General features: G+C 61.8%; 25 protein-coding genes. 23 read left to right on the top strand and 2 right to left on the bottom strand.

Annotated elements, in window-relative coordinates:
• The first annotated feature begins 58 nt into the window (after positions 1 to 58).
• The 14 genes from flhA (at position 59) to AAIS01_RS15375 (ending at position 14,473) form a co-directional block, all read left to right on the top strand.
• Positions 59 to 2,188 (top strand): flagellar biosynthesis protein FlhA, encoded by a 2,130-nt coding sequence (gene flhA / locus AAIS01_RS15440; RefSeq protein ID WP_160892021.1) that lies wholly within the window; start codon positions 59 to 61, stop codon positions 2,186 to 2,188.
• A gap of 11 nt (positions 2,189 to 2,199) precedes the next feature.
• On the top strand, positions 2,200 to 3,549 hold the full coding sequence (gene flhF / locus AAIS01_RS15435; protein ID WP_047226261.1) for a flagellar biosynthesis GTPase FlhF: 1,350 nt from the start codon (positions 2,200 to 2,202) through the stop codon (positions 3,547 to 3,549).
• Between the two features lie 117 nt (positions 3,550 to 3,666).
• Positions 3,667 to 4,497 carry a flagellar synthesis regulator FleN gene (fleN, locus tag AAIS01_RS15430; protein WP_003184001.1) on the top strand — a complete coding sequence of 277 codons (831 nt, stop codon included), beginning with the start codon at positions 3,667 to 3,669 and terminating at the stop codon, positions 4,495 to 4,497.
• A complete protein-coding gene (gene fliA, locus AAIS01_RS15425; protein WP_003184000.1) occupies positions 4,494 to 5,237 on the top strand; it encodes an RNA polymerase sigma factor FliA in 744 nt (247 codons plus the stop codon). Before fleN ends, fliA begins: the two co-directional genes overlap by 4 nt.
• 166 nt (positions 5,238 to 5,403) lie before the next feature.
• A complete protein-coding gene (locus AAIS01_RS15420) occupies positions 5,404 to 5,775 on the top strand; it encodes a chemotaxis response regulator CheY (protein ID WP_003183998.1) in 372 nt (123 codons plus the stop codon).
• A gap of 18 nt (positions 5,776 to 5,793) precedes the next feature.
• Complete coding sequence (locus AAIS01_RS15415; RefSeq protein ID WP_343469649.1) at positions 5,794 to 6,579, top strand: protein phosphatase CheZ; 786 nt, start codon at positions 5,794 to 5,796, stop codon at positions 6,577 to 6,579.
• Positions 6,580 to 6,609: 30 nt separating this feature from the next.
• Positions 6,610 to 8,895: a chemotaxis protein CheA gene (locus AAIS01_RS15410; RefSeq protein ID WP_343469648.1), complete on the top strand. Its 2,286-nt coding sequence runs from the start codon at positions 6,610 to 6,612 to the stop codon at positions 8,893 to 8,895.
• Between the two features lie 48 nt (positions 8,896 to 8,943).
• Positions 8,944 to 10,068: a protein-glutamate methylesterase/protein-glutamine glutaminase gene (locus tag AAIS01_RS15405; RefSeq protein ID WP_343469647.1), complete on the top strand. Its 1,125-nt coding sequence runs from the start codon at positions 8,944 to 8,946 to the stop codon at positions 10,066 to 10,068.
• Positions 10,068 to 10,808, top strand: a complete 741-nt coding sequence (locus AAIS01_RS15400; RefSeq protein WP_214913094.1) for a flagellar motor protein — start codon at positions 10,068 to 10,070, stop codon at positions 10,806 to 10,808. Before AAIS01_RS15405 ends, AAIS01_RS15400 begins: the two co-directional genes overlap by 1 nt.
• Positions 10,809 to 10,823: 15 nt before the next feature.
• Complete coding sequence (motD, locus tag AAIS01_RS15395) at positions 10,824 to 11,708, top strand: flagellar motor protein MotD (protein ID WP_047226265.1); 885 nt, start codon at positions 10,824 to 10,826, stop codon at positions 11,706 to 11,708.
• Positions 11,709 to 11,757: 49 nt separating this feature from the next.
• A complete protein-coding gene (locus AAIS01_RS15390; RefSeq protein WP_047226266.1) occupies positions 11,758 to 12,549 on the top strand; it encodes a ParA family protein in 792 nt (263 codons plus the stop codon).
• 96 nt (positions 12,550 to 12,645) lie between these two features.
• The gene (locus AAIS01_RS15385) at positions 12,646 to 13,518 is read left to right on the top strand and encodes a CheW domain-containing protein (RefSeq protein ID WP_092458430.1); all 873 of its coding nucleotides are present in this window, start codon (positions 12,646 to 12,648) and stop codon (positions 13,516 to 13,518) included.
• A gap of 72 nt (positions 13,519 to 13,590) precedes the next feature.
• The gene (locus AAIS01_RS15380) at positions 13,591 to 14,076 is read left to right on the top strand and encodes a chemotaxis protein CheW (RefSeq protein WP_024778681.1); all 486 of its coding nucleotides are present in this window, start codon (positions 13,591 to 13,593) and stop codon (positions 14,074 to 14,076) included.
• Between the two features lies 1 nt (position 14,077).
• The gene (locus AAIS01_RS15375; RefSeq protein ID WP_047226268.1) at positions 14,078 to 14,473 is read left to right on the top strand and encodes a DUF2802 domain-containing protein; all 396 of its coding nucleotides are present in this window, start codon (positions 14,078 to 14,080) and stop codon (positions 14,471 to 14,473) included.
• Between the two features lie 166 nt (positions 14,474 to 14,639).
• On the opposite strand, the gene AAIS01_RS15370 is transcribed toward AAIS01_RS15375, so the two are convergent.
• Positions 14,640 to 14,969, bottom strand: a complete 330-nt coding sequence (locus AAIS01_RS15370) for an EscU/YscU/HrcU family type III secretion system export apparatus switch protein (protein ID WP_186657862.1) — start codon at positions 14,967 to 14,969, stop codon at positions 14,640 to 14,642.
• Complete coding sequence (gene fliK / locus AAIS01_RS15365) at positions 14,966 to 16,552, bottom strand: flagellar hook-length control protein FliK (protein WP_343469646.1); 1,587 nt, start codon at positions 16,550 to 16,552, stop codon at positions 14,966 to 14,968. The genes AAIS01_RS15370 and fliK overlap by 4 nt, the downstream gene beginning before the upstream one ends.
• A gap of 199 nt (positions 16,553 to 16,751) precedes the next feature.
• Here fliK and ccmA point away from each other — a divergent pair, with 199 nt between their 5' ends.
• From ccmA to ccmI, 9 genes are all read left to right on the top strand, one after another.
• Positions 16,752 to 17,387: a cytochrome c biogenesis heme-transporting ATPase CcmA gene (ccmA, locus tag AAIS01_RS15360; RefSeq protein WP_343469645.1), complete on the top strand. Its 636-nt coding sequence runs from the start codon at positions 16,752 to 16,754 to the stop codon at positions 17,385 to 17,387.
• Positions 17,384 to 18,052, top strand: coding sequence for a heme exporter protein CcmB (gene ccmB, locus AAIS01_RS15355; protein WP_343469644.1), 669 nt, complete (start codon positions 17,384 to 17,386; stop codon positions 18,050 to 18,052). The genes ccmA and ccmB overlap by 4 nt, the downstream gene beginning before the upstream one ends.
• A 94-nt stretch (positions 18,053 to 18,146) precedes the next feature.
• On the top strand, positions 18,147 to 18,902 hold the full coding sequence (locus AAIS01_RS15350; protein ID WP_343469643.1) for a heme ABC transporter permease: 756 nt from the start codon (positions 18,147 to 18,149) through the stop codon (positions 18,900 to 18,902).
• Positions 18,899 to 19,075, top strand: a complete 177-nt coding sequence (ccmD, locus tag AAIS01_RS15345; RefSeq protein ID WP_007939192.1) for a heme exporter protein CcmD — start codon at positions 18,899 to 18,901, stop codon at positions 19,073 to 19,075. The genes AAIS01_RS15350 and ccmD overlap by 4 nt, the downstream gene beginning before the upstream one ends.
• Entirely contained in the window at positions 19,072 to 19,527 is a 456-nt protein-coding gene (ccmE, locus tag AAIS01_RS15340; RefSeq protein WP_343469642.1) for a cytochrome c maturation protein CcmE, read from the top strand. Before ccmD ends, ccmE begins: the two co-directional genes overlap by 4 nt.
• Positions 19,528 to 19,530: 3 nt before the next feature.
• Positions 19,531 to 21,516, top strand: coding sequence for a heme lyase CcmF/NrfE family subunit (locus AAIS01_RS15335; RefSeq protein WP_092397579.1), 1,986 nt, complete (start codon positions 19,531 to 19,533; stop codon positions 21,514 to 21,516).
• Positions 21,513 to 22,049, top strand: coding sequence for a DsbE family thiol:disulfide interchange protein (locus AAIS01_RS15330; protein WP_092397581.1), 537 nt, complete (start codon positions 21,513 to 21,515; stop codon positions 22,047 to 22,049). The genes AAIS01_RS15335 and AAIS01_RS15330 overlap by 4 nt, the downstream gene beginning before the upstream one ends.
• Positions 22,046 to 22,519 (top strand): cytochrome c-type biogenesis protein, encoded by a 474-nt coding sequence (locus AAIS01_RS15325; RefSeq protein ID WP_343469641.1) that lies wholly within the window; start codon positions 22,046 to 22,048, stop codon positions 22,517 to 22,519. Before AAIS01_RS15330 ends, AAIS01_RS15325 begins: the two co-directional genes overlap by 4 nt.
• Positions 22,512 to 23,714, top strand: a complete 1,203-nt coding sequence (ccmI, locus tag AAIS01_RS15320; protein ID WP_343469640.1) for a c-type cytochrome biogenesis protein CcmI — start codon at positions 22,512 to 22,514, stop codon at positions 23,712 to 23,714. Before AAIS01_RS15325 ends, ccmI begins: the two co-directional genes overlap by 8 nt.
• Positions 23,715 to 23,724 lie beyond the last annotated feature (10 nt).

Here is a 23,724-nt window from a genome sequence, read left to right as displayed (position 1 = left end):
CCCCGTCTGCGCCCGTTTCGGGCGTCAAAAGTTTGCTTCACAGGAACGGGGATTATTGGTGGATCGCTCTCAGTTATTCAGCACCGCGCGCAACAACGTAGCCGACCTCAGCCGGGGTAATCTGGGCGTGCCGTTGTTGCTGCTGGTCATGCTCGCCATGATGATGCTGCCGGTGCCACCGTTTCTGCTGGACGTGTTCTTCACGTTCAATATCGCGTTGTCCATCGTTGTACTGCTGGTGTGTGTGTACGCATTGCGGCCACTGGATTTTGCAGTGTTCCCGACCATTCTGCTGGTGGCGACGCTGATGCGTCTGGCGCTCAACGTGGCGTCCACCCGGGTGGTGATGATCCACGGGCATGAAGGCCACGCCGCTGCCGGTAAGGTGATCCAGGCCTTCGGTGAGGTGGTGATCGGCGGCAACTACGTGGTGGGTATCGTCGTCTTCGCCATTTTGATGATCATCAACTTCGTGGTGGTGACCAAGGGTGCCGGGCGGATTTCCGAGGTGAGCGCGCGCTTCACCCTCGATGCAATGCCTGGCAAGCAAATGGCAATCGACGCCGACCTCAACGCCGGCCTGATCGACCAGGGCCAAGCCAAGGCCCGTCGCCTGGAAGTGGCTCAGGAAGCTGAGTTCTACGGTTCCATGGACGGTGCCAGCAAATTCGTGCGCGGTGACGCCATCGCGGGTCTGCTGATCCTCTTTATCAACCTGATCGGCGGCATGGCTGTCGGTATCTTCCAGCATGGCATGACATTCGGCGATGCCGGCAAGGTTTACGCGCTGTTGACCATTGGTGACGGTTTGGTGGCGCAGTTGCCATCACTGTTGTTATCCACAGCTGCCGCAATCATGGTGACCCGTGCGTCCGGCTCCGAAGACATGGGCAAGCAGATCGGCCGGCAGATGTTTGCTTCGCCCAAAGCGTTGGCCGTTGCCGCCGGGCTGATGGCCGTGATGGGCCTGGTCCCTGGGATGCCCCATTTCTCCTTTCTGAGCATGGCCGCATTGGCGGCGGGTGGCGCCTACCTGTTCTGGAAGAAGCAGAACGTGCAAAAGGTCCAGGCCCTGCAAGAGGTCAAGCGCCAGCAGGAACTGCTGCCATCGCCGGCTCGCGCCATGGAAACCAAGGAGCTGGGTTGGGACGACGTCACCCCCATCGACATGATCGGCCTGGAAGTCGGTTACCGCCTGATTCCCTTGGTGGACCGCAATCAGGGTGGTCAATTGCTCGCGCGGATCAAGGGCGTGCGCAAGAAGCTGTCCCAGGACCTGGGGTTTCTGATGCCCACCGTCCATATTCGTGACAACCTCGATCTGGCACCCAGTGCCTATCGCTTGACGCTGATGGGCGTGATCCTGGCCGAAGCCGAGATCTACCCGGACCGTGAACTGGCGATCAACCCAGGGCAGGTCTACGGTTCGCTCAACGGCATTACCGCCAAGGATCCGGCTTTTGGTCTGGAAGCGGTGTGGATCGAAATCAGCCAGCGGGCCCAGGCCCAGTCCCTCGGCTATACCGTGGTGGACGCCAGTACCGTGGTCGCGACCCACTTGAACCAGATTCTGTACAAGCACTCCAGCGAGCTGATCGGCCACGAAGAAGTCCAGCAATTGCTGCAAGTGCTGGCCAAAGGCTCGCCGAAGTTGGCCGAAGAGCTGGTGCCCGGCGTGGTTTCGTTGTCGCAATTGCTCAAGGTGTTGCAGGCGCTGTTGGCCGAGCAGGTGCCGGTTCGCGACATTCGCAGCATTGCCGAGGCGATCGCCAACAACGCCTCCAAGAGTCAAGATACCGCCGCTCTGGTCGCTGCGGTGCGGGTTGGCGTATCCCGCGCAATCGTCCAAAGCATTGTAGGCACTGAGTCCGAGCTGCCTGTGATCACGCTGGAGCCAAGGTTGGAACAGATATTGCTCAATAGTCTGCAGAAGGCAGGACAAGGCTCGGAAGAGGGCGTTCTGCTGGAGCCAAGCATGGCCGAGAAGCTGCAGCGTTCGCTGATCGATGCAGCCCAGCGGCAGGAGATGCAAGGCCAACCGGTGATCCTGCTGGTGGCCGGTCCGATTCGCGCGATGCTCTCGCGGTTCGGGCGCCTCGCGGTCCCGGGGCTGCATGTGCTGGCGTACCAGGAAATACCGGACAACAAGCAAGTGACCATCGTTGCGACAGTAGGGCCCAACGGCTGAGGTAGTGGTTTATGCAAGTGAAGCGTTTTTTCGCCGCCGATATGCGTCAGGCCATGAAGCTGGTTCGTGACGAGCTGGGCGCTGAAGCAGCCATCATCGGCAACCGTCGGATCGCCGGCGGTGTCGAGCTGACGGCGGCCCTGGATTACAAACTGTCGGCGCTGGCCCCGCGAGTTCCGAACATGGAGCTCGAGGATGAGCTGCGCAAGACCCAGTCGCGCATCGCCAGTGCCCAGGCCGAATTGAGCTTGCGCAGCAGCGACGGCGAAGCCAGTGCGGGCACCAATCGTCAATTGTTCGCTGGCCAGCCACTGACCGCCGGACTGCCGTTGACCGCTGCCGAGCCGCTGGTCGAGCAGGCCAAGGCTGAGCCGCGTCGTCCAGCACCGGTTCAGGCCGCATCAGGCGGTGGTGTCGACCCGCGTGCGCTGGACTCGATGCGCTTCGAACTCAACAGCCTGCGTGAACTGATGGAAGTTCAGCTCGGCTCTCTGGCCTGGAACCAGTTGCAAGGCAACCGTCCGGCCCAGGCTAACCTGTGGCGTCGCCTGCAACGCATCGGCCTGTCCGGCCCGTTGTCCCGCGACCTGCTGGCGCTGATCAACGATATCGAAGAACCTCGCCAGGCCTGGCGCATGCTGCTGGCGCACCTGGCGCGGATGATCGCCACGCCAGAAGTCGAGCCGCTGGAAGAGGGGGGAGTCATTGCCATGGTCGGTCCGGCCGGCATGGGCAAGACCACCACCCTGGCCAAGCTCGCGGCGCGTTATGTACTCAAGTACGGCGCCCAGAGCATCGCCCTGGTGAGCATGGACAGTTTCCGTATCGGTGCCCAGGAACAACTCAAGACCCTGGGCCGTATCCTCAATGTATCCGTCACCCATGTGGATCCGGGCCAGTCCCTGGCCCAGGCGCTGGAACCGTTGCTGCGCAAGCGCGTCGTGCTGATCGATACCGCCGGCCTGCAAGCCAGCGATCCGGCCCTGCGCATGCAGCTTGAAAGCCTGGCCGGGCGTGGTATCCGGTCAAAAAATTATCTCGTGTTGGCAACCACCAGCCAGAAACAGGTTCTAACCGCCGCATACCACAGCTACAAACGCTGCGGGCTGGCCGGCTGCATCCTGACTAAGCTGGACGAAACGGCAAGCCTGGGCGAGGTGTTGAGCCTGGCGATCGGTCATGATTTACCGGTGGCCTACCTGACCGACGGGCCGCGGATCCCGGATGATTTGCATCTGCCGCGCCGTCATCAACTGGTCAGTCGTGCCGTGAGTGTGCAAATGCAGGAAGAACCCAGCGAAGAAGCCATGGCTGATATGTTCGCTGACATCTACCACAGCCCGACCAAGCAGGTCGGCTGAGGTAATCATGAATATTTTTTGTACCTACATCGATGGTCTGCCATGCATTGTTCCTTCATGCGAGCGCGCAGCCAGTAATGTGGCCTCCGTCTAAGTAAGACAAGGTAAAGAACGAACATGGGCAGCATGCATCCCGTACAGGTGATCGCGGTGACCGGCGGCAAAGGTGGCGTCGGCAAGACTAACGTGTCAGTGAACTTGTCCCTGGCTCTGGCAGAGCTTGGCCGACGGGTCATGCTGCTGGACGCCGACCTGGGCCTGGCGAACGTCGATGTGCTGCTGGGGCTTACCCCCAAGCGCACGCTGGCGGATGTGATAGAGGGCCGCTGCGAACTGCGCGACGTGCTGCTGCAGGGGCCCGGCGGGATTCGCATCGTGCCGGCTGCCTCGGGCACCCAGAGCATGGTCCATCTGACTCCGGCTCAACACGCCGGTCTGATCCAGGCCTTCAGCGACATCGGTGACAACCTCGATGTGCTGGTGATCGACACGGCTGCCGGTATCGGTGATTCGGTCGTCAGTTTCGTACGCGCTGCCCAGGAAGTGTTGCTGGTGGTCTGCGACGAACCGACGTCCATCACCGACGCCTATGCCCTGATCAAATTACTGAACCGTGACTACGGCATGAACCGCTTCCGCGTCCTGGCCAACATGGCCCAGAGCCCGCAGGAAGGCCGCAACCTGTTCGCCAAGTTGACAAAGGTCACGGATCGCTTCCTGGACGTCGCCCTACAATACGTCGGCGCAGTGCCCTACGACGAAAGCGTACGCAAGGCCGTCCAGAAGCAACGTGCGGTTTATGAAGCTTTTCCCCGTTCCAAATGCGCACTGGCGTTCAAGGCTATTGCCCAGAAGGTTGATACCTGGCCATTGCCGGCCAACCCTCGCGGGCATCTGGAGTTTTTCGTCGAGCGTCTCGTGCAACAAACAGCAGGGCCCGTGTTATGACAGCCAGCGGTTACAACCATCTCTACAAAAAATCGGCACGGGACGCCCAATACGAATTGATTGAGCGTTATGCCCCGCTGGTCAAACGTATCGCCTATCACTTGCTGGCGCGGTTGCCGGCCAGTGTCCAGGTCGAGGATCTGATCCAGGCGGGCATGATCGGGCTGCTCGAAGTGTCGAACAAATACGACGCGAGCAAGGGCGCCAGCTTTGAGACCTATGCCGGTATTCGCATCCGCGGGGCAATGCTCGACGAAGTCCGCAAGGGCGACTGGGCACCGCGTTCGGTGCACCGCAATACCCGCATGGTCAGTGACGCCATTCGCGCCATTGAAGCTAAAACCGGGCGTGACGCTAAAGATCATGAGGTTGCGGCCGAACTCCAATTGAGTCTCGATGATTATTACGGGATTTTGAACGATACCTTGGGCAGTCGCCTGTTCAGTTTCGACGACCTGTTGCAGGACGGCGAACACGAAGGGCTGCACGAGGACGGCGCGAGTGCTCACATGGAGCCATCGCGTGACCTGGAAGATGAACGTTTCCAGAGCGCGCTGGCGGATGCGATTGCCAATTTGCCGGAGCGTGAGCGACTGGTCTTGGCGCTGTACTACGACGAAGAGCTGAACCTCAAGGAAATCGGTGAGGTCCTGGGGGTCAGCGAATCGCGGGTCAGCCAGTTACACAGCCAGTGCGCGGCCCGTTTGCGGGGGCGTTTGGGGGAGTGGCGAGCGCGCTGACAGCAGTGTGGGGACACTGCGAACGAGTCTGGCCTGGCCTGCGCTGAGCCAGTCTTTCTCCGTTGTCCTCCAGACCGTTGTCGAGTGTTGTGCCGGATTGATTGAAATGGCGCGTTCAGGTGCTGGGCGCGTTTAAGACTGCTTGGAGGTCGAATTGGACAAGAACATGAAAATCCTCATCGTTGATGACTTCTCAACGATGCGGCGGATCATAAAAAACCTGTTGCGTGACCTTGGGTTCACCAACACGGTCGAGGCCGACGATGGCACCACTGCCATTCCGGTTCTCAACAGCGGAAGCATCGACTTTCTGGTGACTGACTGGAACATGCCCGGCATGACCGGTATCGACTTGCTGCGCCATGTGCGCGCCGACGAAAAACTCAAGCACCTTCCGGTGCTGATGGTCACTGCCGAAGCCAAGCGCGAGCAGATCATCGAAGCGGCTCAGGCCGGTGTGAACGGCTATGTGGTCAAACCCTTCACGGCCCAGGCGTTGAAAGAGAAGATCGAAAAAATCTTCGAACGCATCGGTTAACGGCGCCACGGGGGAGCTATGGATAACGAATCTTCAATGGGTGATTTCGAATCGACCCTGAAAAAACATGCCCGCGAACTGGTCGACAGCCTTGAAAAAGGCCGCTTTGGCGATGCGGTTCAAATGATCCATGAGCTCAACCAGACCCGTGATCGCGGTCTGTATCAGGAAGTGGGCAAGCTCACGCGTGAACTGCACAGCGCGATTGTCAATTTTCAGATCGACCCGAACATGCCGCAGGCCGAGGAAGTCTCGCAGATCACCGACGCCACCGAGCGTCTGGGGTATGTGGTCAAGCTGACTGAGGCCGCGGCCAACCGCACCATGGACCTGGTGGAGAACGCAACGCCGCTGGTCAACGGCCTGAGCGATGAAGCCCAGGCCTTGAGCACCGACTGGGGTCGGTTCATGCGGCGTGAAGTCGGCGCTGAGGAGTTTCGGGAGCTGGCCCGTCGGGTTGACGGTTTCCTGACGCGCAGCAGCACCGAGAACCGCGCCGTGGCGAGCAACCTAAATGACATTCTGCTGGCTCAGGACTATCAAGACCTGACCGGCCAGGTGATCAAGCGCGTGACCCAACTGGTCACCGAAGTGGAAAGCAACCTGCTCAAACTGGTGTTGATGGCCAGCCAGGTCGACCGCTTTGCAGGCATCGAACACGACCGTGAAGCGATACTTGCTGAAAAAGATCCACAAAAACATCTCTCTCAGGGTGAAGGTCCGCAGATTCATGCCGATAAAAGAGAAGACGTTGTGTCCGGTCAGGACGATGTGGACGATTTGCTGTCCAGCCTTGGATTCTGAGTTTTAGCCCTGTTTTAGGAGCAGCCATTAATGAGCTTCGGCGCCGATGAAGAGATCCTTCAGGATTTCCTGGTTGAGGCCGGCGAGATTCTAGAGCAACTTTCCGAACAACTGGTCGAGCTGGAAAGCCGACCGGATGATGCGGATCTGCTCAATGCAATTTTTCGCGGTTTCCACACTGTAAAAGGAGGCGCCGGCTTCCTCCAGCTCAATGAGCTGGTGGAGTGCTGTCACATTGCCGAGAACGTGTTCGACATCCTGCGCAAGGGTGAGCGTCGCGTTGACTCGGAATTGATGGACGTGGTGCTCGAAGCGCTGGACGCGGTCAACAGCATGTTCAGCGAAGTGCGCGAGCGCTCACCGATCACTGCTGCTACGCCTGAGCTGCTCGCCGCGCTGTCACGCCTGGCTGAGCCGCAATCGGCTGACGAGGTCGCCCCCGCCGCCGAACCGGTCGTTGCCGAGCCGGTCGCCGAGGAGTCCGGCGATATCACCGATAACGAATTCGAACAACTGCTGGACTCGCTGAACGCCGTCAAGGCCCAAGCCCAGGCTCCGGCTGCGCCTGCTGCCCCGGCTGCGCCGGCCGCCGATGCCGCCACCAGCGATGAAATCACCGACGCCGAGTTCGAGTCGCTGCTCGATCAGCTTCACGGCAAGGGCCAGTTCGCCGTGGATGCAGTCGTCCCGCCGAGCGCCCCGGCTGCCCCGGCTGCCCCTGCCGCCCCGAAAGCAGCGGGCGACAACTCCGATATCACCGACGATGAGTTCGAGGCTTTGCTCGATCAGTTGCACGGCAAGGGCAACTTTGCCGTGGACGCACTGGATTCGGCCATCGCTTCGGCGCCGACCCCAGCCAAGCCTGCCGCCGCCGCAGCGGGCAGCGACCTGATCAGCGATCACGAGTTCGAATCACTGCTCGACGAACTGCACGGCAAGGGCAAGTTCAGCGAGGTCGGCACCGCCTCAGCAGCCACTGCGCCTGCCGCCACTGCCACAGCGGCTGCGCCAGCGGAGAAGGCCGCGGCCAAACCCGCCGCCAAGGCACCGGAACCGAAGGCTGAGACGCCCAAGCCTGCCGCTGCGGCCGCCCCGGCGCCAGCCCGTGCACCGGCGGCTGCGCCGGCGGATAAACCGGCCAGCGAAGCCGAGACGACTGTTCGGGTCGACACCGCTCGCCTGGACGAGATCATGAACATGGTCGGCGAACTGGTGCTGGTGCGTAACCGCCTGGTGCGCCTGGGCCTCAACAGCCAGGACGAAGCCATGGCCAAGGCCGTGTCGAACCTGGACGTGGTCACGGCTGATTTGCAGACTGCGGTCATGAAGACCCGTATGCAGCCGATCAAGAAAGTCTTCGGGCGCTTCCCGCGCCTGGTTCGTGACTTGGCACGCCAGCTCAAGAAAGAAATCAACCTGGAACTGGTGGGCGAAGAGACCGACCTGGACAAGAACCTGGTCGAGGCCCTGGCCGACCCGTTGGTCCACTTGGTGCGCAACGCGGTCGACCACGGTATCGAGTCGCCGCAAGAGCGCGAAGAGTCAGGCAAGCCCCGCAGCGGCAAGGTGGTGTTGGCCGCCGAGCAGGAAGGCGACCACATCCTGCTGTCGATCTCCGACGACGGCAAAGGCATGGACCCGAACGTACTGCGCTCCATCGCGGTGAAGCGCGGTGTGATGGACAAGGATGCCGCCGACCGCCTGAGCGATACCGAGTGCTACAACCTGATCTTCGCCCCGGGGTTCTCGACCAAGACGGAGATTTCCGACGTGTCGGGCCGTGGCGTGGGCATGGACGTGGTGAAGACCAAGATTTCCCAGCTCAACGGTTCGATCAACATCTACTCGACCAAGGGCCAGGGCTCGAAAATCGTCATCAAGGTCCCGCTGACCCTGGCGATCATGCCGACGCTGATGGTGATGCTGGGCAACCAGGCGTTCGCCTTCCCACTGGTCAATGTCAACGAGATCTTCCACCTCGACCTGTCGCGCACCAACGTGGTGGACGGCCAGGAAGTGGTGATCGTGCGGGACAAGGCCCTGCCGCTGTTCTACCTCAAGCGCTGGCTGGTCAGCTCCGCGGCTCATGTCGAGCAGGGCGAAGGCCACGTGGTGATCCTTTCGGTGGGCACCCAGCGGATCGGCTTCGTCGTCGACCAGTTGGTGGGCCAGGAAGAAGTGGTCATCAAGCCGTTGGGCAAGATGCTCCAGGGCACCCCGGGCATGTCCGGCGCCACCATCACTGGCGACGGTCGCATCGCACTGATCCTCGATGTGCCAAGCATGCTCAAGCGTTACGCCGCACGGCGTATTTGATTCTGGAGGGGCGCGGCCTGCAGCCGCGTCTCGTCTAACGGAGTGTTTATGGTAGTTAAAGTCCTGGTGGTGGACGATTCGGGGTTTTTCCGCCGCCGCGTCTCGGAAATTCTCTCGGCGGACCCGAGTATTCAGGTCGTCGGTACGGCGACCAACGGCAAAGAGGCAATCGATCAGGCGCTGGCGCTCAAGCCGGACGTGATCACCATGGACTACGAGATGCCGATGATGGATGGCATCACGGCGGTGCGGCATATCATGCAGCGCTGCCCGACCCCCGTATTGATGTTCTCCTCCCTGACTCACGAAGGCGCCCGAGTGACCCTCGATGCGCTGGACGCCGGGGCGGTGGATTTCCTGCCGAAAAACTTCGAAGACATTTCGCGCAACCCCGACAAGGTTCGGCAGTTGCTGTGCGAGAAGGTCCACAGTATTTCCCGCAGCAACCGGCGTGTCGGTGCCTATAGCACACCTGCGCCAACGCCTGCACCGGCGCCAGCCCCGGCTTCTTCGGGCAGCTTCAACCCGGCCCCTGCGCGCAGTGCCCCGGCCCCAGTGCCAAACCGTTCCGCGCCAGCCAGTGCCTCATCGTCGCCGGCCCCCAAGCGCAAAGCCTACAAACTGGTTGCCATTGGTACGTCCACCGGCGGCCCGGTGGCCTTGCAACGGGTCCTGACCCAGTTGCCGGCCAACTTCCCGGCGCCGATCGTGCTGATCCAGCATATGCCCGCAGCCTTTACCAAGGCGTTCGCCGAGCGTCTCGACAAGCTGTGTCGTATCAGCGTCAAAGAGGCCGAGGACGGTGACATTCTGCGTCCGGGCCTGGCGCTGCTGGCGCCGGGCGGCAAGCAGATGATGATCGACGGTCGCGGCGCGGTGAAAATCCTGCCCGGCGATGAGCGACTCAATTACAAACCGTGCGTGGACATCACTTTCGGTTCCGCAGCTAAATCCTACGGCGACAAAGTTCTGGCGGTGGTGCTCACCGGCATGGGCGCCGACGGTCGCGAAGGCGCGCGCCTGCTCAAGCAGGGCGGCAGCGCCATTTGGGCCCAGGATGAAGCCAGTTGCGTGATCTATGGCATGCCGATGGCGATTGTCAAAGCGGATCTGGCCGACGCGGTGTACGGGCTGGATGACATAGGTAGACATCTGGTCGAGGCGTGCCTGTAATGGATGTGCTCAGCCTGATCGGCATCATCATGGCGTTCGTCGCCATCATTGGTGGCAATTACCTGGAAGGCGGTCACCTGGGGGCGCTGGCCAACGGTCCGGCCGCTTTGATCGTGATCGGCGGCACCATCGGCGCTGCACTGTTGCAGTCGCCCATGAGCGCCTTCAAACGCGCCATGCAGGTGCTCATCTGGATCTTGTTCCCGCCGCGAGTCGACCTGGCCGGAGGCATCGACCGCGTGGTGAACTGGAGCCTGACCGCTCGCAAGGAAGGCTTGCTGGGCCTGGAAGGGGTGGCCGACGCCGAACCCGACAGCTACTCGCGCAAAGGCTTGCAACTGCTGGTGGACGGCGCCGAGCCGGAAGCCATCCGCAGCATCCTGGAAGTGGATTTCTACACGCAGGAAAGCCGTGACATCGAAGCGGCCAAAGTCTTTGAAAGCATGGGTGGCTATGCACCGACTATCGGCATCATCGGTGCGGTGATGGGCCTGATCCACGTGATGGGTAACCTGGCCGATCCGTCGCAACTGGGCAGCGGCATCGCGGTGGCCTTCGTCGCGACCATTTATGGTGTGGCCAGTGCCAACCTGGTGTTGCTGCCGATCGCCGCCAAGCTCAAGTCCATCGCGTTGCGCCAGTCGCGTTATCGCGAAATGTTGCTGGAAGGGATCCTGTCGATCGCCGAAGGTGAAAACCCGCGTTCCATTGAGTTGAAGCTCCAGGGCTTCATGGACTGATGGGAGACATGGAAAATGGCACGTCGCAGGCATCGTGAAGAACACGTCAACCATGAACGCTGGCTCGTCTCTTACGCCGACTTCATCACGCTGCTGTTCGCTTTTTTCGTGGTCATGTATTCGATCTCGTCGGTCAACGAAGGCAAGTACAAGGTGATTTCCGAGGCGCTGATCGGAGTCTTTACCGACTCGGACCGCGCCCTCAAGCCCATCCCTATCGGCGACGAACGGCCCAAGACCACTACACCGGCCAAACCGCTGGTCAGGGACTCCGAGCAGGTCGATGCCGGTATCGCTGGCGGCAGCGATCCGTTGAAAAGCATTGCCGATGACATCAGCGCGGCGTTTGGCGATCTGATCAGCTCCAATCAGATGACCGTGCGCGGCAACGAGTTGTGGGTTGAGATCGAACTCAATTCCAGCCTGTTGTTTGGCAGCGGCGACGCCATGCCCAGCGACATGGCGTTCAACATCATCGACAAAGTGGCCGCGATCCTCAGGCCGTTCGACAACCCAATCCACGTTGAAGGCTTCACCGACGATCAGCCGATTCGCACTGCGCAGTACCCGACCAACTGGGAACTGTCATCGGCCCGTTCGGCGAGCATCGTGCGCATGCTCGCCATGCAGGGCGTAAATCCCGGCCGGCTGGCGTCGGTGGGCTATGGTGAATTCCAGCCGGTGGCCAACAATGCCACCGCCGAGGGGCGTGCGCGCAACCGGCGAGTGGTGCTGGTGGTGTCGCGCAACCTTGAAGTGCGCCGTAGCCTGACCGGAACCGGCACGGCCCATGCAACACCGGATGCGGCATTGAAGCGTGCTGGCACACAAACTGCACCGACCCAGCCCAAGTCGCCGGGAAGACAGAGCGCCGTCAATTCTCCGTCACCCGCTTTATAACCGAGCTATTTCTCGGTCGAGCCTGTTTCGGCCGGGAGGAACAATCCGAATGAGAGTCTGGGCAGTCGCCAATCAAAAAGGTGGTGTGGGTAAAACCACATCTTCCATCGCTTTAGCCGGATTGCTGGCCGAGGCGGGCAAGCGCGTGGTCATGGTCGATCTGGACCCCCACGGCTCGATGACCAGCTACTTTGGTTACGATCCCGACAGCCTGGAGCACAGCAACTACGACTTGTTCCTGCACAAGGGCGGGGTGCCCGAAGGCCTGCCGGGGCAGTTGCTGCTGTCCACCAGCGACGAGCGGATTTCCCTGCTGCCCTCCAGCACCGCCCTGGCGACCCTGGAACGGCAGTCGCCGGGACAAAGCGGCCTGGGCCTGGTGATCGCCAAGAGTCTGGCGCAACTGTGGCAGGATTTCGATTACGCGATCATCGATAGCCCACCGCTGCTTGGCGTGCTGATGGTCAACGCCCTGGCGGCCAGCCAGCAACTGGTTATCCCGGTGCAGACCGAGCACCTGGCCGTCAAGGGCCTGGAGCGCATGGTCAATACCCTGGCGATGATCAACCGCTCGCGCAAGCAATCGTTGGCCTTCAACATCGTGCCGACCCTGTTTGACCGTCGCACCCAGGCCTCCCTGGGCACCCTGCGCGTGCTGCGGGACATGTACCCGGACGACATCTGGCAAGGCTACATTCCGGTCGACACGCGTTTGCGTGACGCCAGCCGTGCCGGTGTGACCCCTTCGCAATTCGATGGCAAGAGCCGCGGCGTGCTGGCCTACCGGGCGCTGCTCAAGCACCTGCTGGCCCAGCAGCTCGTTTCGCAGCAGGTGGCTTAAGGTGACGAGGCTTACCAAAGGCATTGCACTCGATTGTGAGCGCTCAAGTCCTGGCGCATACATGCCGATAACCTTTTCAAGTGGCGCACTGTTCCCATGAGCCGCCCGATAAAGACAACCTCGCGTCCGCAATTGGCCCTGCAGTCTTATCTGGATGGGCTGCTGCAGGAAGCAACCGAAGAATTGCCACCGCAACCGAGCGTGATCGAGGCGTTGCCCGAGACCGTCGAAGCTGAAGGTGGACTGGATGAATTTCAGGCGGCCGTGCTCGAAGAGCAGGCCCGTGATGCGCACAAAACAGTGATTGCCGCGGCAGTCGAAGCGCCGTTCATCAAGCCTCAGGTGGCCGTGATGGAAGCGCCTGCGCCGATCCTGGCACCGGTCTCGACCGTTGCGCCGTTGCTGCAGGGCCTGGTGACGCCGGTGGTGGAAGTCCATCTGCCGCCGAGCAGCCCACCGCCGCCGGTGCCGACCGATGATCGTCCGGCCTGGGCCGCCGAGCCGTTCGAGTGTTTGTTGTTCGATGTGGCCGGGTTGACCCTGGCGGTGCCGCTGGTATGCCTGGGATCGATATATTCCCTGGCCGGGCAGGAACTGACGCCGTTGTTCGGCCAGCCGGAATGGTTCCTCGGGATCCTGCCGAGCCAGGCCGGCAACCTGAAGGTGCTGGATACCGCGCGCTGGGTGATGCCGGACCGTTATCGCGATGATTTTCGCCAGGGCCTGCAATACGTGATTTCGGTGCAAGGGTATGAATGGGGTTTGGCGGTGCATCAGGTCAGTCGCTCGCTGCGCCTGGACCCGAACGAGATCAAGTGGCGCAGCCATCGAGGGCAACGGCCATGGCTGGCCGGTACAGTGATCGAGCACATGTGCGCCTTGCTGGACGTATCCGAGCTGGCTGAGCTGATCGCCAGCGGCGGGGCAAAACACCTGGGCGGCACCAAGCCGGTCCAGAAACCGAAATAAGACAACCGGCGACGCACAGCGTCACGGGGCAGAACACACACCGCCACAGGCGGTTTTTCGAGGGGTCAGGGTATGAATGATAAGGCGTCGTCTCTCAAGGGTTCCGAAGATCCGATTTTGCAATGGGTAACCTTCAAACTCGATAACGAAACCTACGGCATCAACGTGATGCGCGTTCAGGAAGTGCTGCGCTATACCGAGATCGCCCCGGTACCCGGTGCGCCAAGTTATGTGCTGGGCATCATCAACCTGCGCGGTAACGTGGTCACGGTGATCGACACTCGCCAGCGGTTTGGCCTCAATTCCACCGAGGTCAACGACAACACCCGTATCGTGATCATCGAGGCTGACAAGCAAGTGGTCGGCATCCTCGTCGACAGCGTCGCTGAAGTGGTTTACTTGCGTCAGTCGGAAATCGAAACCGCGCCTAACGTCGGTAACGAAGAGTCGGCCAAGTTCATCCAGGGCGTGTGCAACAAGAACAACGAGTTGCTGATCCTGGTCGAGCTGGAGAAGATGATGAGCGAAGAGGAATGGTCGGAACTGGAGAGTATCTGATTTGATTCTTGAGGTAGCAGTCATTGTCCTGTTCCTTTTCTGGGCAGGCACGCTGGCAATGTTTGTCGCGTACATTCGCGGACAGCGGCAGATCGCCGCTCAGCAGGCCCAGGGCGATGCGTTGCGTGATCAACGCATCCGGGACCTGGCCAAACGCGTTGACGATTATCAGAACGGCACCGTGCGCATGGGCGAAGCCTTGCACGAGCTACGTGCCGTGGTCGCGCCGTTGCCGGACAAACTGGCCCAACTGGAACAGCGCGACCCCTCCAGCCTGTCCTTCGCCCAGGCCGCCCGCCTGGTGGGCATGGGCGCCAGCGTCGACGAACTGACCCAGGCCTGCGGTTTGACCCAGGCCGAGGCGGAGTTGATGAGCAAGTTGCATAAGGGCGGCTAAGCGCTCCCAAAGGTTTTCTGGCGTTAACCAGCCCGCACACAACCTCTGTGGCGAGGGAGCTTGCTCCCGCTGGGCTGCGTAGCGGCCCCATCTTTTTGCGGTTGCTGCGCAACCGAGCGGGAGCAAGCTCCCTCGCCACAAGAGCGGCCCTTTGCTGGGTCTGAGATCAGTAATCGTCGCCGCGATCGGTCACATCCTTCTCGACACTTGGCGCGCTCGGGTCATAGCCCTGGGGGAATTTGCCTTTCAAATTCCAGGCAAACGCGATGATCTCGGCAATCGTGCGATACAACTCTTCCGGAATGCTGTCGCCCAATTCCATTCGGGCCAACAGCTTCACCAATTCAGCATTTTCATAAATCGGCACTTCGCTTTCCCGGGCGATCCGCAGGATTTCCTCGGCCAGGGCTTCGTCACCCTTGGCGGTGAGAGTGGGGGCGTGGAGGCCGTCGTACTTGAGGGCGATGGCCTGGCGTGGTGCGGTGTCGGTTGTCATGCGGTTTCGTCCACCCAGCGTTGTTCCAGTCGAGTCTTGGGGCCTTGGGGCGGGGTGCCGAGGTGGCAATCCAGGTCGCCCACATTCAGGCCGCAGGTCACCAAGCGTTCACGCAGCGCTGTCAGATTGCTTTCGATCAGGCTGGCGGTGTACGGCCGCTCAGCCCATAGCTGGCTCGACAGGCTGCCGCTGAGCAACTGGGCCTGAATCTGCAGCGGTCCCAGTGGCTCCATGTCGAACGCCAGCTCGACCCGCCAGAGCTGCTGTTTCGGTTCGCGTTCTTCACGGCGTTCCTGTGGCTGCTCCCGGGGCGGGGTTTCCTCGCGCTGGAACTTGACCTGCAGCGGCACGATGTCCTGCAGGTTGCGCATGGGGATTTCCAGCTGCCAGGTGCTCATCAGCCGACCATCGTCGGTCAGGCCCGTCTGTTCCAGGCTCGACAACTGATGGCTTTGCAGGCGCGACACGGCGGCGGCGGCCAGGCGCAGCAGTTGTTCCAGGTCGCCTTCGTCGTCCTGGCCTTTCAACAGGCGCGAGGGCAGGGGGAAACTGGTGGGTTGCGGTTTGACGCTGACCTGGCCGAGGGTTCCCAGGGCGTTACGCACGAAGCTGGGGAGCGCCTGGGCCAACGTGTTAGCGGCAATGATGGCAGCGAGGTTGGTGGAGGCGGGCAGGGCCGGGGTCAGTTGGGCGATCAGTTTCAGCAGATCCCCCTTCATGTCCGGCGCCAGGCTCGGTACTTGCCCGGCCAGTAGTTTGCTTTCCAGGAACGTGCCGCTGGCGGCCATGGCCTGAGCCAGGCCCTTGGGTGTGCTCAGTTGCTGGATGTCCGGCAGGCCCGCCAACAGGCGTGTCACCACGGCGCGCAGCTCGGCGCCGGTGTCGTCGCTGACCGGAAGCTTTTGCAGCACGGTGTTTTGCAGCGCGGTGACCAGGCTGTCCAGCGAGCCCTGGCGGCTCATCTGCGTAACCAGTTGTTGGCTGACCGCCAGTTGTTCCTGGCGGTTGCTCAGGGGGACAAATTTCAAGGTCTGGGCATCTTGTACCTGAGCGCTCAGCAGCGTGCCGATGCGCAGCGGTCGCGGGCTGTCGATGTCCAGGGTTCTGCCAGCCTGGGCAGTGTTGAGCAGGCTCACCAGCGACCGGTAAACCGCCGGTTGTCCCGGTAACTGCGGCAACGCCTGGCTGGTGAGCACCTTGCCTTGCAGCAGAGTGCCGACCGGCATCTGTGCCGTGTCGATACGGGTCAGGGTGGCGACGCTGGAGGCGATGGCCTGCTGCACGGTAATCGCCAGATTGCTGGCCGACGGCTGCGTCACGGCCAGGCTGGTGCCTTGGGGCAATGGCTGGGTACTGGTGGCCTGAACGGTGGTTTGGCGACCGCTCTCCAGGGTGACCTTGAGCAACAGCTGGAAGGTCTGTTCCGCCTGCTTGAGCGACAACACTTCGGCCTTGGCGGTCTGGCCCGCACCGATCAGGCCTTCGACCGGCGTCAGCAATTTGAGCAGCTCGCCCGTGACCGCCGGCATACGGGTAGTTGCCGAGGCCTGAGGCAGCGGCGGGATGTTCATGTCGCCTGTCATCTGCGGTCTTACCTTGGGAAGCTAATTGAGCACGCCCCCTGGGGCATGACATGTATAATGCCGCCGGTCTTTCAGGGAGGGGCGAAAACCTTGCAATTGTTTGACGCAGCTCTGTGGAACCGGCCACCAAAGCATCTATGCTGCACCTCTTTAACGGCCGCTGCATGGCCGACTTGAACCGTATAAGGCCCGCTATCCCTTGACCAGTCCTCTTCTGCAAACCGTCGGCCTCGCCTGTGAGCGGGATTTGCGGCTGCTTTTCGAACATCTCGAACTGAGACTCTCACGCGGCGATATGGTGCAGGTCAGCGGCCCCAACGGCAGTGGCAAGACCAGCCTGTTGCGCCTGATGGCCGGGTTGATGCAGCCGACCGCCGGCCAGGTGCTGCTCAATGGCCAACCGTTGCACAGCCAGCGCAGCGAACTGGCCCGCAACCTGCTCTGGATCGGCCATGCCGCCGGCATCAAGGATTTGCTGACGCCTGAAGAAAACCTCAGTTGGCTCTGCGCGCTGCATCGACCGGCCGGGCGTGAGGCGATCTGGCAGGCGCTGGCGACGGTGGGCCTGCGCGGCTTCGAAGACGTACCGTGCCACACCCTGTCCGCTGGCCAGCAGCGCCGCGTGGCCCTGGCCCGATTGTATCTGGACAGCCCGCCGTTATGGATTCTCGACGAGCCGTTCACCGCCCTGGACAAGCAGGGCGTGGCGCAGCTCGAGGAGCACCTGGCCGGGCACTGCGAGAGAGGCGGCATGGTGCTGTTGACCACCCACCACACCTTGGCGCGGATGCCATCCGGTTATCGCAACATCGATCTTGGGAACTGGGCGGTATGAGCGTGTTTGGCCTGTTGCTTGCCCGCGAGGCGCGCCTGTTGTTCCGCCGTCCGGCCGAACTGGCCAATCCGCTGGTGTTCTTCGCGATAGTCATCGCACTGTTCCCGCTGGCGGTCGGTCCCGGGACTCAATTGTTGCAAACCTTGTCGCCGGGGCTGGTCTGGGTGGCGGCGCTTTTATCGGTCCTGCTCTCGCTGGACGGGCTTTTCCGCAGTGATTTCGAGGACGGATCCCTGGAGCAGTGGGTCCTTTCGTCGCACCCCCTGGCCCTTCTGGTTTTGGCCAAGGTACTGGCACACTGGGTTTTTTCCGGCCTGGCGCTGGTGCTGCTCTCGCCGCTGCTGGCGATGATGCTGGGCTTGCCCGCCGCCTGCATGCCGGTATTGTTGGTGTCGCTGTTGCTGGGCACGCCGGTGTTGAGCCTGCTCGGTGCAGTCGGCGCGGCGTTGACGGTGGGGTTGAAACGCGGCGGCCTGTTGCTGGCGCTGCTGATCCTGCCGCTGTATATCCCGGTGTTGATCCTCGGTAGTGGCGCCTTGCAAGCCGCGCTGCAAGGCCTGCCGGCAACCGGTTATCTGCTGTGGCTTGGGAGCCTGACCGCCCTGGCGATAACCCTGACACCCTTTGCAATAGCCGCTGGCCTGAAAATCAGCGTCGGCGAATAATAATGACGCCTGGTCGAAAATTGACCACTTCTTCTGAAGTAAAGGCAGACTGGCGGCCCGTGATAGCGTGCCGCAACCGTGACGGAAAACAGCAATGAACTGGACCTGGTTTCATAAGCTCGGCTCACCCAAGTGGTTCTACGGCATCAGCGGCAAACTGTTGCCCTGGTTGAGCCTCCTGGCAGTGCTGCTGATTGGCATTGGCGCAGTCTGGGGCCTGGCCTTCGCCCCGCCGGACTACCAGCAGGGCAACAGCTTTCGCATCATCTACATTCACGTCCCCACGGCGCTGTTGGCCCAGTCCATCTACGTGATGCTGGCAGTGTGCGGTGTGGTCGGGCTGGTGTGGAAAATGAAACTGGCGGATGTGGCCCTGCAATGCGCCGCGCCCATCGGTGCCTGGATGACCGCCGTGGCGCTGGCCACCGGCGCGATCTGGGGCAAACCGACCTGGGGCTCGTGGTGGGTCTGGGATGCCCGACTGACGTCGATGCTGATCCTGCTGTTTCTGTACTTCGGTCTTATTGCGCTGGGCAACGCCATCAGCAATCGTGACAGTGCCGCCAAGGCTTGCGCGGTGCTGGCGATTGTCGGCGTGATCAACATCCCGATCATCAAGTACTCGGTGGAGTGGTGGAACACCCTGCACCAAGGCGCAACCTTCACCCTCACCGAAAAACCGGCGATGCCGGTGGAGATGTGGCTGCCGCTGTTGCTCACAGCGCTGGGTTTCTACTGTTTCTTCGGCGCGGTGCTGTTAATGCGCATGCGCCTGGAAGTGCTCAAGCGCGAGTCCCGGGCCAGTTGGGTGAAGGCCGAAGTGCAGAACAGCCTGGAGGCCGCTCGATGAGTTTTGCGTCATTCGGCGATTTTCTCGCCATGGGCCATCACGGCCTGTATGTCTGGTCCGCCTATGGCATCTGCCTGGCGGTGCTGGCCCTCAACGTGGCGGCGCCGATCCTGGCCCGCAAGCGGTATCTGCAACAAGAGGCGCGCCGTCTGCGCCGGGAGAACGGTCAGTGAATCCGCTGCGCAAAAAACGTCTTGTCATCATTCTTGCCCTCCTGGTGGGTGTCGGCGCTGCGGTCGGCCTGGCCCTGAGCGCCTTGCAACAGAACATCAACCTGTTTTACACCCCGACCCAGATTGCCAACGGCGAAGCGCCCCAAGACACGCGCATCCGGGCCGGCGGCATGGTGGAGGAGGGGTCCTTGGTGCGGTCCGGGGATTCGCTGGACGTGAAATTCAACGTCACCGATTTCAACAAGACCGTGACCATCACCTATCGTGGCATCCTGCCCGACCTGTTTCGCGAAGGGCAGGGCATCGTCGCCCTGGGCAAGCTCAATGCCGAAGGCGTGGTGGTGGCCGATGAAGTCCTGGCCAAGCACGACGAAAAATACATGCCGCCGGAAGTGACCAAGGCTTTGAAAGACAGCGGCCAGTCGGCGCCCGCTCCCGTGAAGGAGGGTTGATCGATGACCGGTCTGTTTATTCCCGAGTTGGGCCATCTGGCGATGATCCTGGCCTTGTGTTTTTCCATCGTTCAGGCGGTGGTGCCTTTACTCGGTGCCTGGCGCGGCGATCGTTTGTGGATGAGCCTGGCCCAGCCAGCGGCGTGGGGGCAGTTCGCCTTCATGTTGTTCGCCTTCGGTTGCCTGACCTACGCCTTCATGGTTGACGATTTTTCCGTGGCCTACGTTGCCGGCAACTCCAACAGCGCCTTGCCTTGGTACTACAAGTTCAGCGCGGTGTGGGGCGCCCATGAAGGGTCTCTGTTGCTCTGGGCGTTGATCCTCGCCGGCTGGACCTTCGCGGTCTCGGTGTTCTCCCGGCAGTTACCGCAAGTGATGCTCGCCCGTGTGCTGGCGGTGATGGGCATGATCAGCATCGGTTTTCTGCTGTTCCTGATCCTCACGTCCAACCCCTTCGAGCGCATCCTGCCCCAGGTGCCGTTGGATGGCCGCGACCTCAACCCGTTGCTGCAGGACATCGGCCTGATCGTTCACCCGCCGATGCTCTACATGGGGTATGTCGGCTTTTCCGTAGCCTTCGCCTTCGCCATCGCCGCGCTGCTGGGCGGTCGTCTCGATGCCGCATGGGCGCGCTGGTCGCGTCCTTGGACCATCGTCGCCTGGGCCTTCCTGGGCATTGGCATCACCCTGGGTTCGTGGTGGGCTTATTACGAACTCGGCTGGGGTGGCTGGTGGTTCTGGGATCCGGTGGAAAACGCCTCCTTCATGCCCTGGTTGGTGGGCACTGCGCTGATTCACTCGCTGGCCGTCACGGAAAAACGTGGGGTGTTCAAGAGCTGGACCGTGCTGCTGGCCATCGCGGCATTCTCCCTCAGCTTGCTGGGAACGTTCCTGGTGCGTTCCGGCGTACTGACTTCGGTGCATGCCTTTGCCTCCGACCCTGAGCGTGGCGTGTTCATCCTGATGTTCCTGCTGTTCGTGGTCGGCGGCTCGCTGACGCTGTTCGCTTTGCGGGCGCCGGTGGTGAAAAGCCAGGTCGGCTTCAACCTCTGGTCCCGGGAAACCCTGTTGCTGGGCAACAACCTGGTGCTGGTGGTTGCCGCGTCGATGATCCTGCTGGGCACGCTGTACCCGCTGGTGCTCGACGCGCTGACCGGCGCCAAGCTGTCGGTCGGCCCGCCGTACTTCAATGCATTGTTCATTCCGCTGATGGCGATCCTGATGGTGGTGATGGCTGTCGGCATGCTGGTGCGCTGGAAAGACACGCCGGTCAAATGGCTGATGGGCATGCTGACACCCGTGCTGCTGGGCACTGCTGCCCTGGCCGTCATTGCCGCGATTGCATATGGCGATTTCAACTGGGCGGTGCTGGCGACTTTCGTGCTGGCGGCCTGGGTGTTGCTGGCTGGCGTGCGGGACATCTTTGACAAAACCCGCCACAAAGGCCTGATCAAGGGCCTGCCGACGTTGACTCGCAGTTATTGGGGCATGCAAATCGCCCACCTGGGCATCGCCGTCTGCGCCCTGGGTGTGGTGCTGTCCAGCCAGAACAGCGCCGAGCGCGACCTGCGTCTGGCACCCGGAGAGTCCATGGACCTGGGTGGCTATCAGTTCGTATTCGAGGGGGCCAAACATTACGAAGGCCCGAACTTCACCTCCGACAAAGGCACTGTGCGGGTCATCCGCAACGGTCAGGAAATCACCGTGCTGCATCCGGAAAAACGCCTCTACACCGTGCAGAATTCGGTGATGACCGAAGCCGGGATCGACGCCGGTTTCACCCGCGACCTCTACGTAGCACTGGGCGAGTCCCTGGGTGATGGGGCATGGGCGGTGCGGGTCCACGTCAAGCCGTTCGTGCGCTGGATCTGGTTCGGTGGCTTGCTGACGGGCCTGGGCGGAATACTGGCGGCGCTGGATCGTCGTTATCGGGTCAAGGTGAAAACCCGGGTGCGTGAAACCCTGGGCATGACGGGAGCCCCTGCATGAAACGTTGGTTGATGGTGTTGCCGCTGGCTCTGTTTCTGTTGATGGCGGTGTTTTTGTACCGGGGGCTCTACCTGAACCCGGCCGAATTGCCGTCGGCGATGATCGGCAAGCCGTTCCCGGAGTTCTCCCTGCCGTCGGTGCAGGGCGACAAGACCCTGACGCGGGCGGACCTGCTGGGCAAACCGGCGCTGGTCAATGTCTGGGGCACCTGGTGCATTTCCTGCCGGGTTGAGCATCCGGTATTGAACAAACTGGCCCAGAACGGCGTGGTGATCTACGGCGTCAATTACAAGGACGTCAACGCCGATGCCTTGAAGTGGCTGGCCGAGTTTCACAACCCGTATCAACTGGATATCCGCGATGAAGAAGGCTCTCTGGGCTTGAACCTGGGCGTTTACGGGGCGCCGGAAACCTTCTTCATCGACGCCAAGGGTGTCATCCGCGACAAGTTCGTCGGCGTGATCGACGAACAGGTCTGGCGCGAAAAACTGGCCGCCAAGTATCAGGCGCTGGTCGATGAGGCCAAGCCATGAAGCGCTGGTTAGCAGCCGTTATCCTCGGGGTAAGCCTGGCTGGCGTGGCCCACGCCGCCATCGACACCTACGAATTCGCCAACGAGGGCGAGCGCGAGCGGTTCCGTGAACTGACCAAGGAACTGCGCTGCCCCAAGTGTCAGAACCAGGATATCGCCGATTCCAACGCACCGATTGCCGCCGATCTGCGCAAGGAAATCTTCCGCATGCTCGGCGAGGGCAAGGACAACCAGCAGATCATCGATTTCATGGTGGACCGCTATGGGGAGTTCGTGCGCTACAACCCGGCCTTGACCTCCAAGACCGCACTGCTCTGGTTTGGCCCCGCCGGGCTGTTGCTCGGCGGTTTCGTAGTCATCGCGATGATTGTGCGTCGCCGCCGGGTCCAGCGCACGGCTGCCCCGGACACGCTTTCTGTCGAAGAGCGTCAGCGCCTCGACCAACTGTTGGATAAAACCAAGCATGATTGATTTTTGGCTCGCCGCAGGTCTGCTTCTCCTGGTTGCCCTGAGTTTTCTGTTGATCCCCGTATTGCGTGTTCGCCGCGCCCAGCGCGAAGAGGACCGTACCGCGCTCAACGTAGCGCTGTATCAGGAGCGCGTCGCCGAGTTGCAGGCCGAGCAGGAAGAGGGTGTGCTGAATACCGCGCAACTGGACACCGGCCGCGCCGAAGCCGCGCGTGAACTGCTCGCCGACACCGAAGGCGCTGATGCGCCGCGCGAGTCTCGCTTGGGTAAACCGTTGCCGTTACTCGCCGCCGTGCTCGTGCCAGTGTTGGGGCTGGGGCTGTATCTGCATTTCGGCGCCAGTGACAAGGTCGAGCTGACCCGTGAATTCGCCCAGGCGCCGCAGTCGATGGAAGAAATGACCCTGCGCCTGGAGCGCGCGGTGGCGGCGCAACCGGATAACGCCGAGGGCTTGTATTTCCTCGGTCGCACCTACATGGCCCAGGACCGGCCGGCGGATGCCGCGAAGATCTTCGAGCGCACCGTGGCGGTGGCCGGTCGCCAACCCGAGTTGTTGGGCCAGTGGGCTCAGGCGCAGTATTTCGCCGATGGCAAGAAATGGTCGGACAAGGTCCAGGCCCTGACCGACGAAGCGCTCAAGCTCGATCCCAAGGAGGTCACCAGCCTGGGCCTGCTGGGAATCGCCGCGTTCGAAGGCGAGCGCTATCAGGAGGCCATTGATTACTGGGGCCGTCTGCTCGCGCAACTGCCGGAAGGCGACAAGTCCCGTGATGCGCTGCAGGGCGGTATCAGCCGTGCCACCGAGAAGCTCGAGGCCGGCGGCGGCAAGGTCGCCCAGGCGCCAGTGGCCAAGGCTGCGGCGTTGCTCAAGGTGCGCGTCGAGCTGGCGCCAGCGCTCAAGGCCAAGGTACAACCGGGAGACAGCGTGTTCATCTTTGCCCGCGCCGTTTCCGGCCCGCCGGCGCCGCTGGCGGCCAAGCGCCTGACCGTCGCTGACCTGCCTGTTACCGTGGAACTGGGCGATGCGGACGCCATGATGCCGCAACTGAAACTGTCGAACTTCCCTGAAGTCCAACTGGTGGCGCGCATTTCCCGGGCTGGTCAACCGACCGCCGGTGAATGGATCGGCCGCAGCAAACCTCTGGCGAGCAGCACCACGGCGCAGCAACAACTGACTATCGACAGCCCGGATAAATAACAGGAATTCG

Source organism: Pseudomonas halotolerans (genome assembly GCF_039581215.1).
GTDB classification, from domain to species: Bacteria; Pseudomonadota; Gammaproteobacteria; order Pseudomonadales; family Pseudomonadaceae; genus Aquipseudomonas; species Aquipseudomonas tehranensis.
The sequence above is the reverse complement of the archived record's forward strand: the minus strand, read 5'-3'. Positions and strand labels throughout refer to the sequence as shown.

Bases quoted from the DNA above. Each gene is read 5' to 3' on its own strand.
- flhF (WP_047226261.1), top strand. From the start codon at position 2,200: ATGCAAGTGAAGCGTTTTTTCGCCGCCGATATGCGTCAGGCCATGAAG.
- fleN (WP_003184001.1), top strand. From the start codon at position 3,667: ATGGGCAGCATGCATCCCGTACAGGTGATCGCGGTGACCGGCGGCAAA.
- fliA (WP_003184000.1), top strand. From the start codon at position 4,494: ATGACAGCCAGCGGTTACAACCATCTCTACAAAAAATCGGCACGGGAC.
- AAIS01_RS15420 (WP_003183998.1), top strand. From the start codon at position 5,404: ATGAAAATCCTCATCGTTGATGACTTCTCAACGATGCGGCGGATCATA.
- AAIS01_RS15415 (WP_343469649.1), top strand. From the start codon at position 5,794: ATGGATAACGAATCTTCAATGGGTGATTTCGAATCGACCCTGAAAAAA.
- AAIS01_RS15410 (WP_343469648.1), top strand. From the start codon at position 6,610: ATGAGCTTCGGCGCCGATGAAGAGATCCTTCAGGATTTCCTGGTTGAG.
- AAIS01_RS15405 (WP_343469647.1), top strand. From the start codon at position 8,944: ATGGTAGTTAAAGTCCTGGTGGTGGACGATTCGGGGTTTTTCCGCCGC.
- AAIS01_RS15400 (WP_214913094.1), top strand. From the start codon at position 10,068: ATGGATGTGCTCAGCCTGATCGGCATCATCATGGCGTTCGTCGCCATC.
- motD (WP_047226265.1), top strand. From the start codon at position 10,824: ATGGCACGTCGCAGGCATCGTGAAGAACACGTCAACCATGAACGCTGG.
- AAIS01_RS15390 (WP_047226266.1), top strand. From the start codon at position 11,758: ATGAGAGTCTGGGCAGTCGCCAATCAAAAAGGTGGTGTGGGTAAAACC.
- AAIS01_RS15385 (WP_092458430.1), top strand. From the start codon at position 12,646: ATGAGCCGCCCGATAAAGACAACCTCGCGTCCGCAATTGGCCCTGCAG.
- AAIS01_RS15380 (WP_024778681.1), top strand. From the start codon at position 13,591: ATGAATGATAAGGCGTCGTCTCTCAAGGGTTCCGAAGATCCGATTTTG.
- AAIS01_RS15370 (WP_186657862.1), bottom strand. From the start codon at position 14,969: ATGACAACCGACACCGCACCACGCCAGGCCATCGCCCTCAAGTACGAC.
- fliK (WP_343469646.1), bottom strand. From the start codon at position 16,552: ATGACAGGCGACATGAACATCCCGCCGCTGCCTCAGGCCTCGGCAACT.
- ccmB (WP_343469644.1), top strand. From the start codon at position 17,384: ATGAGCGTGTTTGGCCTGTTGCTTGCCCGCGAGGCGCGCCTGTTGTTC.
- AAIS01_RS15350 (WP_343469643.1), top strand. From the start codon at position 18,147: ATGAACTGGACCTGGTTTCATAAGCTCGGCTCACCCAAGTGGTTCTAC.
- ccmD (WP_007939192.1), top strand. From the start codon at position 18,899: ATGAGTTTTGCGTCATTCGGCGATTTTCTCGCCATGGGCCATCACGGC.
- AAIS01_RS15335 (WP_092397579.1), top strand. From the start codon at position 19,531: ATGACCGGTCTGTTTATTCCCGAGTTGGGCCATCTGGCGATGATCCTG.
- AAIS01_RS15330 (WP_092397581.1), top strand. From the start codon at position 21,513: ATGAAACGTTGGTTGATGGTGTTGCCGCTGGCTCTGTTTCTGTTGATG.
- AAIS01_RS15325 (WP_343469641.1), top strand. From the start codon at position 22,046: ATGAAGCGCTGGTTAGCAGCCGTTATCCTCGGGGTAAGCCTGGCTGGC.
- ccmI (WP_343469640.1), top strand. From the start codon at position 22,512: ATGATTGATTTTTGGCTCGCCGCAGGTCTGCTTCTCCTGGTTGCCCTG.